We start from the raw sequence: 6,161 nt of genomic DNA on the forward strand, positions 1-6,161 counted from the left end.
ACGCGAGGCCGCGCTGCAGGACGAAGGCGGCAAGGCGCTCGATGCCGCACTCCTGCGCCACGGCGCGCCGCCGCGCCCGGTGGTGCCGCAGCCCATCCGCTGGATGAAGCGCCCGCCCTCGCAAGTGCAGCAGCAGAAGCAGCAGCCGCACGCGGCCTCAAGGTAAACGCCGATGCAGGCGCGATACAGCTTATGAAAAATAACCAAATCCTGACCGTTCACCCAGTTCGCGAATCACAAGGAGACAAACGCATGAGCCAGCAGCACAACAACAATTCTTCGTCGCCTCGCGCCCTGCGTGCCGCGATGTTCGTGGCGGCAGCCGCGGCATTGGTGGCAGGCGCACCGGCCCACGCGCAGGACAAACCGGTCAACCTCAAGATGTCCAGCTGGGTGCCCGCGCAGCATCCCCTCAACCCCGCGCTGCAGGCCTGGGCCGACGACATCAAGAAAGCCTCGGGCGGCACCATCACCGCGCAGCTCTTTCCCTCGGAGCAGCTGGGCAAGGCCTTCGACCACTACGACATGGCGCGCGATGGCATTGCCGATGCGGCCTACATCAACCCCGGCTACCAGCCGGGCCGCTTTCCCATCATGGCGGGTGCCTCGCTGCCCTTCCTGTTCTCCAACGGCAAGAGCGGCTCGGCCGCCATCGACGCCTGGTACAAGCAGTACGCCGCCAAGGAAATGAAGGACGTGAAGGTCTGCTTCGCGTTCGTGCACGACCCCGGCACCTTCCATGCGCGCAAGAAGATCACCCTGCCCACCGACGTGAACGGCATGAAGATCCGCCCGGCCACCAGCACCATCGGCCAGATGGTCACCTCGCTCGGCGGCACCAACGTGCAGGCCTCGGCGCCGGCCGCACGCGACGCGCTGGAAAAGGGCGTGGCCGACGCCATCACCTTCCCGTGGGGCTCGATCATCCTGTTCGGCATCGACAAGGTGGTGAAGTACCACATGGACGCGCCGCTGTACGTCACGCCTTTCGTGTGGGCGCTCAACCTCGACAAGTACAACAGCATGTCGGCCGCGCAGAAGAAGGTCATCGACGACCACTGCACCAGCGAATGGGCCGAGAAGGTGGCCGGCCCCTGGGCCGAGTACGAGGCGGCCGGGCGCGGCAAGATCGCCGCCGAAGCCGGGCACGAGGTCTACAAGCTCACGCCCGAGCAGCTGGACGCCTGGCGCAAGGCCGTGGCCCCGGTGGAAGCCCAGTGGGCCGAGGGCGTGAAGAAGACCGGACAAGACCCGAAGGCCGTGCTCGACGGCCTGAAGGCATCGCTGGCCAAGTACAAGGCGGCGCTGTGACGCAGCAGCCGCAAGGCGCGCGCGAATCCGTCACCGACCGCATCATCAACACCATCGAGTGGCTCGCGGCCATCTCGGTGGGGCTGGTGGCGCTGAACATCTTCGTGTCGGTGGTGCTGCGCAAGTTCTTCAGCACCTCCATTCCCGATGCCTACGACTTCGGGCGCATGCTGCTGTCGATCCTCATCTTCTGGGGCATCGCGGCCACCAGCTACCGCGGCGGCCACATCACGGTGGACCTGGTGTGGAGCGCGGTGGGCCCCAAGGCCAAGCGCGCCATCGACGTGTTCGCCACGCTGATGCTGCTGGTGTTCGTGGTGATGCAGACGGCCATGCTGTTCGACAAGGTGCGGCTCACGCGCATCGACAACGTGCTCACCTACGACCTGAACCTGCCCACCTGGCCCTTCTATGCGGTGGCGTGGGCGGGCGACTTCTGCGCGGTGATCCTCATCACCGTGCGCACCTGGCGCCTGATCGTCGCGCCCGAGAAACTGCATGACCGCGGCTACGAGGAAGCCGGCCCGACCGAGGAAAAAAATTGAGCACCGATCTCGTGGCCGCACTCGGCTTTGTGGCGCTGTTCGCGCTGATGCTTCTTCGCGTGCCGGTGGGCATGGCCATGGGCCTGGTGGGCGTGGTGGGCTACAGCTACGTGGTGGGCGTGTGGCCCGCGCTCAAACTGGTGGGCCAGACCTCGCTGCGCACCGTGTCGGACTACACCTTCGGCGTGATTCCCATGTTCATGCTCATGGGGGCGCTGGTCACCGTCTCTGGCGTAAGCCGCGAACTCTTCAAGGCGGCCAACTCGATGATCGGCCACCTGCGCGGCGGCCTCGGCGTGGCCACGGTGCTGGCCTGCGGCGGCTTTGCCGCCATCAGCGGTTCGTCGGTGGCCACGGCCGCCACGTTTTCCAGCGTGGCCTATCCGGAGATGCGGCGCTTCAAGTACCCGCAGTCGTTTTCCACCGGCGTGATCGCGGCCGGCGGCACGCTGGGTGCCATGCTGCCGCCTTCCACCGTGCTGGCGGTGTACGCCATCCTCACCGAGCAGGACATCGGCAAGCTGTTCATGGCGGGCATCGTGCCGGGCCTGCTGGCCATCGCGATGTACGTGATCACCATCGCCATCATCGTGCGCGTGCGGCCCGACTGGCTGCCGCGCGGCGAGCTTCGAAGCTGGGCGGAGCGCTCGGCCGACCTGAAGAACGTGTGGGCGCCGGTGCTGCTGTTCGTGTTCGTGATCGGCGGGCTGTACGGCGGCTTCTTCACGCCCACCGAGGCCGGCGGCGTGGGCGCCAGCGGCGCCTTCCTGCTGGGCCTGGCGCGCAAGCGGCTGGACCGGGCCAAGATCCGCGAGGCGCTGCTCTCGGCCACGCGCACCGCGGCGGCGGTGTTCACGGTGCTGATCGGCGCGCTGCTGTTCGGCTACTTCCTGACCGTGACGCAGACGCCGCAGAAGATCACCGACTTTCTTGCGCACCTGGGCCTGGGGCGCTACGGCATCCTGCTGGTGCTCATGCTCATGTACCTGCTGCTGGGCTGCCTGATGGACGCGATGGCGATGATCATCCTCACCGTGCCGATCGTGTTCCCGGTGATCACCGCGCTCGGCTTCGACCCGATCTGGTTCGGCATTGTGATCGTGATGACGGTGGAACTGGGCCTGATCCATCCGCCGGTGGGCATGAACGTGTTCGTCATCAAGAGCGTGGTGCATGACGTGAGCTTCGCCACCATCTTCCGCGGCGTGGCGCCCTTCATCGTGACCGACCTGCTGCGCCTGGCCATCATCATCGCATTCCCGATGCTGGCGCTGTGGCTGCCCTCGCACATGTAGCCGAGCCAAAGACAATCCAGGCATGAGCAACAACAGCAAGACAGTCATCTACACCGTGCGGGTCGAGTTCGGCGACTGCGATCCGGCGGGCATCGTGTGGTTTCCGAATTTCTTCCGCTGGATCGACGCCGCTTCGCGCCACTTCTTTGCCGAGTGCGGCGTGCCGCGCTGGGAAGAAACGGCCAAGACCCTCGGCGTGATCGGCACGCCGCTGGTCAACACGCAAAGCCGATTTGTCGCCACCGCCAGCTACGGCGACACCCTGTCCATTGCCACGGAGGTTTCGGAGTGGCGCGACAAGAGCTTCGTGCAGCGCTACACCGTCACGCGCGGCGACACGCTCATCCTCGAATGCGAGGAGGTGCGCATCTTCGGCGGCAAACGGGAAGACGGAAGCTTGCGCGCACTGCCCATTCCGCAAGACATCGCGCGTTTGTGTGGTAGGCAATTGGCCTGACGCACCTTGGCGGTGCGGCGCGCTGCCGAAAACTGTCCCCCGAGAACGGGGACAAGCTTGTGGAAAACTTGTAGGCCGAATTCCAAAAGCCTTGTCGGACAAGGCCTGCCGCCAGATTGCCTTCTTTCGAGGCACTGGAGCAACTACAGGTTTGGATGCAGCGCGAGGTACTTCTTGACGAGCCCGCATTGGGCCGCCCAACCACCTTCCTCGGCCGCATAAGCTTCCTTGCGGCGCGCCGGCGGCAACCGGTCGAATCCGGATTCCGAGATGCGAAGCAGGGTCCCGCCCTCCGCGTCGGTGAGCACGAATTCGATGAGCGTCATGGGTTCGTCGCCGTAGTCGACACCTTCCTCGACCGCATACGGATGCCAGCGGAAGGAGACTTCTCCATCGGCCGGACTTCGACCACATGGAGTTCGAAGGGCTTGCCGGCATAGGGCTGCTGCTGGCGCGCGATGTCCGGGTCCACGCTGGTGGGCTCGATGGCCGCCGTCACCCGCGTGCCCGCCACGAAGGGGCCGCCGAAATCGGCGCCGAACCAGCTGCCGAAGTTTTCCGCCAGGCCGACGGCGCGCCACACGCGCTCGCGCGGCGCGGGCAGCAGCACGGCTTTTTTCGATGCGATCGGTGATCATGGGCATGTGCCTCCTTGCCAGGCCATCCTATTCCCCTGCCAACGGGCCGGTGGCTTGGGCCCCGCAACACACACTGCCGTCAGATGCTTCGCGCAAACGCATCGCGCAGGGCCGGCTGGCGGGCCAGCACCTCGTCGCTGGGCCCATGGTCGACGATGCGGCCGGCTTCCATCAGCAGCACCGAGTCGAATCGCTCCAGCAGGCTCAGGCGGTGCACCGAGGCGATGATGCAGGCATCGGCAAAGGCCTGCGACATGCGCTGCAGCACACGCGCCTCGGTGGCGGCATCCAGGGCGCTGGTGGGTTCGTCCAGCAGCAGCAGCGAGCTGCCGCGCGCCAGCAGCATGCCCCGCGCCAGGCACAGGCGCTGGCGCTGGCCGCCCGAGAGGTTGAAGCCGCCTTCCGACAGCGGCGTCTCGAGGTCTCCGTGCGTGGCCGCCAGCACCTCGTCGAAGGTGCTGGCATGCAGCACCTCGTGCAGCGTCTCGTCGTCACGCGGTTCGCCAAAGCTGAGGTTCTCGCGCACGCTGGCCTCGAAGATTTCGCTTTCCTGCGGAATGAGCGTCGCGATCTGGCGAAGGCGCGACCAGGGCATCGGTTCGCCGTCGAAATGCAGGGTGCCGCCGCCCGGCACGTACAGCCCCGCCAGCACGCGCAGCAGCGTGCTCTTGCCGCCGCCGCTGGGGCCCACCAGCGCCACGCGCTCTCCGCGGCGCAAAGTCAAGCCGATGCCGTGCAGGCCGCTGGGCACGCGCTCCGTGGTGTCGGCCGCGGCCGGGCCGCGCGGCCGGTAGCGCCAGGTGAGCTGGTCGATCTGCATGGATTGCCAGCCGAAGCCCGGGTCGATCTCTTCGGCCGCCGGCTCGGCTTCGCGAGACGGCGCGGTCCAGATCGGCTCGGCACTGCCGAAATCGGTGTGCATGCGCGCGAAGGACTGGAAGTTGGACGCCATGGAGCTCACCACGCCGGCCGTCTGCTGCGCGTACTGGTAGATCATGAAGACCGAGCCGAGCATGACCGCCTGGCCGGGCACGCGCGACTGCCAGACGTAGATCACCACCAGGCCCCAGGTGAGCGCCAGGCCCAGCAGGTCGACCACGAACCACTTGGCCTCGTTGAGCACCACCGTGCGCTTGAGCGGCACGAAGATGGCCGCCATGCGATTGCCCAGCAGCCGGCGCGAAGCCTGGGCCAGGCGCAGGCCGATCACCGTCGATGTGTTGGCCAGGAAGTCGAGCAAGGCGGCCACGTAGCGCCGGTCGGCATCGTTCTCCAAACGCGCGAGCCGCATCAGCGCGCGGTCGAAGCGCAGCACGATCAGGGCGATGACCACGTAGCCGACGACGGCCACGATGCCGCTCGTGCGCGACAGCAGGCTCAGCGCCACCAGCGGTCCGACAAAACTCACCAGGCTGCTCAGATAGATGAACTGGTTCTGCGCGAAGTCCGACAGCGCCCGGCTGGCCTGGTGCACCCGGTGCTGCAGTTCGCCCGAGTGATGCGTGTCGTGCCAGGCCAGCGGCGCGGACGACAGGCGCACATAGAGCCCGTCGGCCAGCCGCCCGCGCACGGCCAGCGCCACGTTGCGCTCCAGCACGCGCCCCGGCCCGTGCAGCAGCCACGACAGCAGGTACATGCCCGACAGCGCGGCGATCCAGCCGCCCGAGCCGCGGTAGTTGCCCGCCTGCAGCGAATTGATGGCCTGCCCCGCCAGCCACGGAACGGCCAGTCGCACCACCTGTGCGAGGCCGAGCAGCGACATCGCGCCCACCAGTTGCTGCCGCACGCCTTCGGCATGGCGCCACAAGGCGCCATAGAGCTCGCGGACCGCGGTGGTGGGCGCCGTGTTCATCGCTGTGCAGCGCGCTGCAGGAAGCCGAGCGCCGGCGCGAGCCACTGCGCCTCGCGCGGCAAC

General features: G+C 67.1%; 7 protein-coding genes. 4 read left to right on the forward strand and 3 right to left on the reverse strand.

Features of this window, described 5'->3' with window-relative positions:
• Positions 1-306: 306 nt before the first annotated feature.
• Genes VSO01S_RS25620 through VSO01S_RS25635 form a run of 4 tightly spaced genes read left to right on the forward strand, consistent with a single transcriptional unit; the run spans position 307 to position 3,608 of the window.
• On the forward strand, positions 307-1,311 hold the full coding sequence (locus VSO01S_RS25620; RefSeq protein WP_068645595.1) for a TRAP transporter substrate-binding protein: 1,005 nt from the start codon (positions 307-309) through the stop codon (positions 1,309-1,311).
• Entirely contained in the window at positions 1,308-1,856 is a 549-nt protein-coding gene (locus VSO01S_RS25625; RefSeq protein ID WP_068645592.1) for a TRAP transporter small permease, read from the forward strand. Before VSO01S_RS25620 ends, VSO01S_RS25625 begins: the two co-directional genes overlap by 4 nt.
• A complete protein-coding gene (locus VSO01S_RS25630) occupies positions 1,853-3,151 on the forward strand; it encodes a TRAP transporter large permease (protein WP_068645593.1) in 1,299 nt (432 codons plus the stop codon). The genes VSO01S_RS25625 and VSO01S_RS25630 overlap by 4 nt, the downstream gene beginning before the upstream one ends.
• Before the next feature lie 22 nt (positions 3,152-3,173).
• Positions 3,174-3,608, forward strand: coding sequence for an acyl-CoA thioesterase (locus VSO01S_RS25635; RefSeq protein ID WP_068645594.1), 435 nt, complete (start codon positions 3,174-3,176; stop codon positions 3,606-3,608).
• 143 nt (positions 3,609-3,751) lie between these two features.
• Here the strand turns inward: VSO01S_RS25635 and VSO01S_RS28110 are convergent, their stop codons facing one another.
• The 3 genes from VSO01S_RS28110 to VSO01S_RS25645 all read right to left on the reverse strand — a co-directional run bounded on the left by VSO01S_RS28110 (position 3,752) and on the right by VSO01S_RS25645 (position 6,098).
• Entirely contained in the window at positions 3,752-3,934 is a 183-nt protein-coding gene (locus VSO01S_RS28110) for an SRPBCC family protein (RefSeq protein ID WP_245684331.1), read from the reverse strand.
• The gene (locus VSO01S_RS28115) at positions 3,931-4,218 is read right to left on the reverse strand and encodes an SRPBCC family protein (RefSeq protein WP_245684332.1); all 288 of its coding nucleotides are present in this window, start codon (positions 4,216-4,218) and stop codon (positions 3,931-3,933) included. The genes VSO01S_RS28110 and VSO01S_RS28115 overlap by 4 nt, the downstream gene beginning before the upstream one ends.
• A 107-nt stretch (positions 4,219-4,325) precedes the next feature.
• The gene (locus tag VSO01S_RS25645) at positions 4,326-6,098 is read right to left on the reverse strand and encodes an ABC transporter ATP-binding protein (RefSeq protein WP_084242127.1); all 1,773 of its coding nucleotides are present in this window, start codon (positions 6,096-6,098) and stop codon (positions 4,326-4,328) included.
• Between the last annotated feature and the right edge of the window lie 63 nt (positions 6,099-6,161).

It is taken from the genome of Variovorax soli NBRC 106424 (assembly GCF_001591385.1).
In the GTDB taxonomy this organism is placed as follows: domain Bacteria; phylum Pseudomonadota; class Gammaproteobacteria; order Burkholderiales; family Burkholderiaceae_C; genus Variovorax; species Variovorax soli.

What these genes read in the sequence shown, in the direction of transcription:
- VSO01S_RS25620 (WP_068645595.1), top strand. Translation starts at nt 307, where the DNA reads ATGTTCGTGGCGGCAGCCGCGGCATTGGTGGCAGGCGCACCGGCCCAC.
- VSO01S_RS25635 (WP_068645594.1), top strand. Translation starts at nt 3,174, where the DNA reads ATGAGCAACAACAGCAAGACAGTCATCTACACCGTGCGGGTCGAGTTC.
- VSO01S_RS28110 (WP_245684331.1), bottom strand. Translation starts at nt 3,934, where the DNA reads ATGACGCTCATCGAATTCGTGCTCACCGACGCGGAGGGCGGGACCCTG.
- VSO01S_RS25645 (WP_084242127.1), bottom strand. Translation starts at nt 6,098, where the DNA reads ATGAACACGGCGCCCACCACCGCGGTCCGCGAGCTCTATGGCGCCTTG.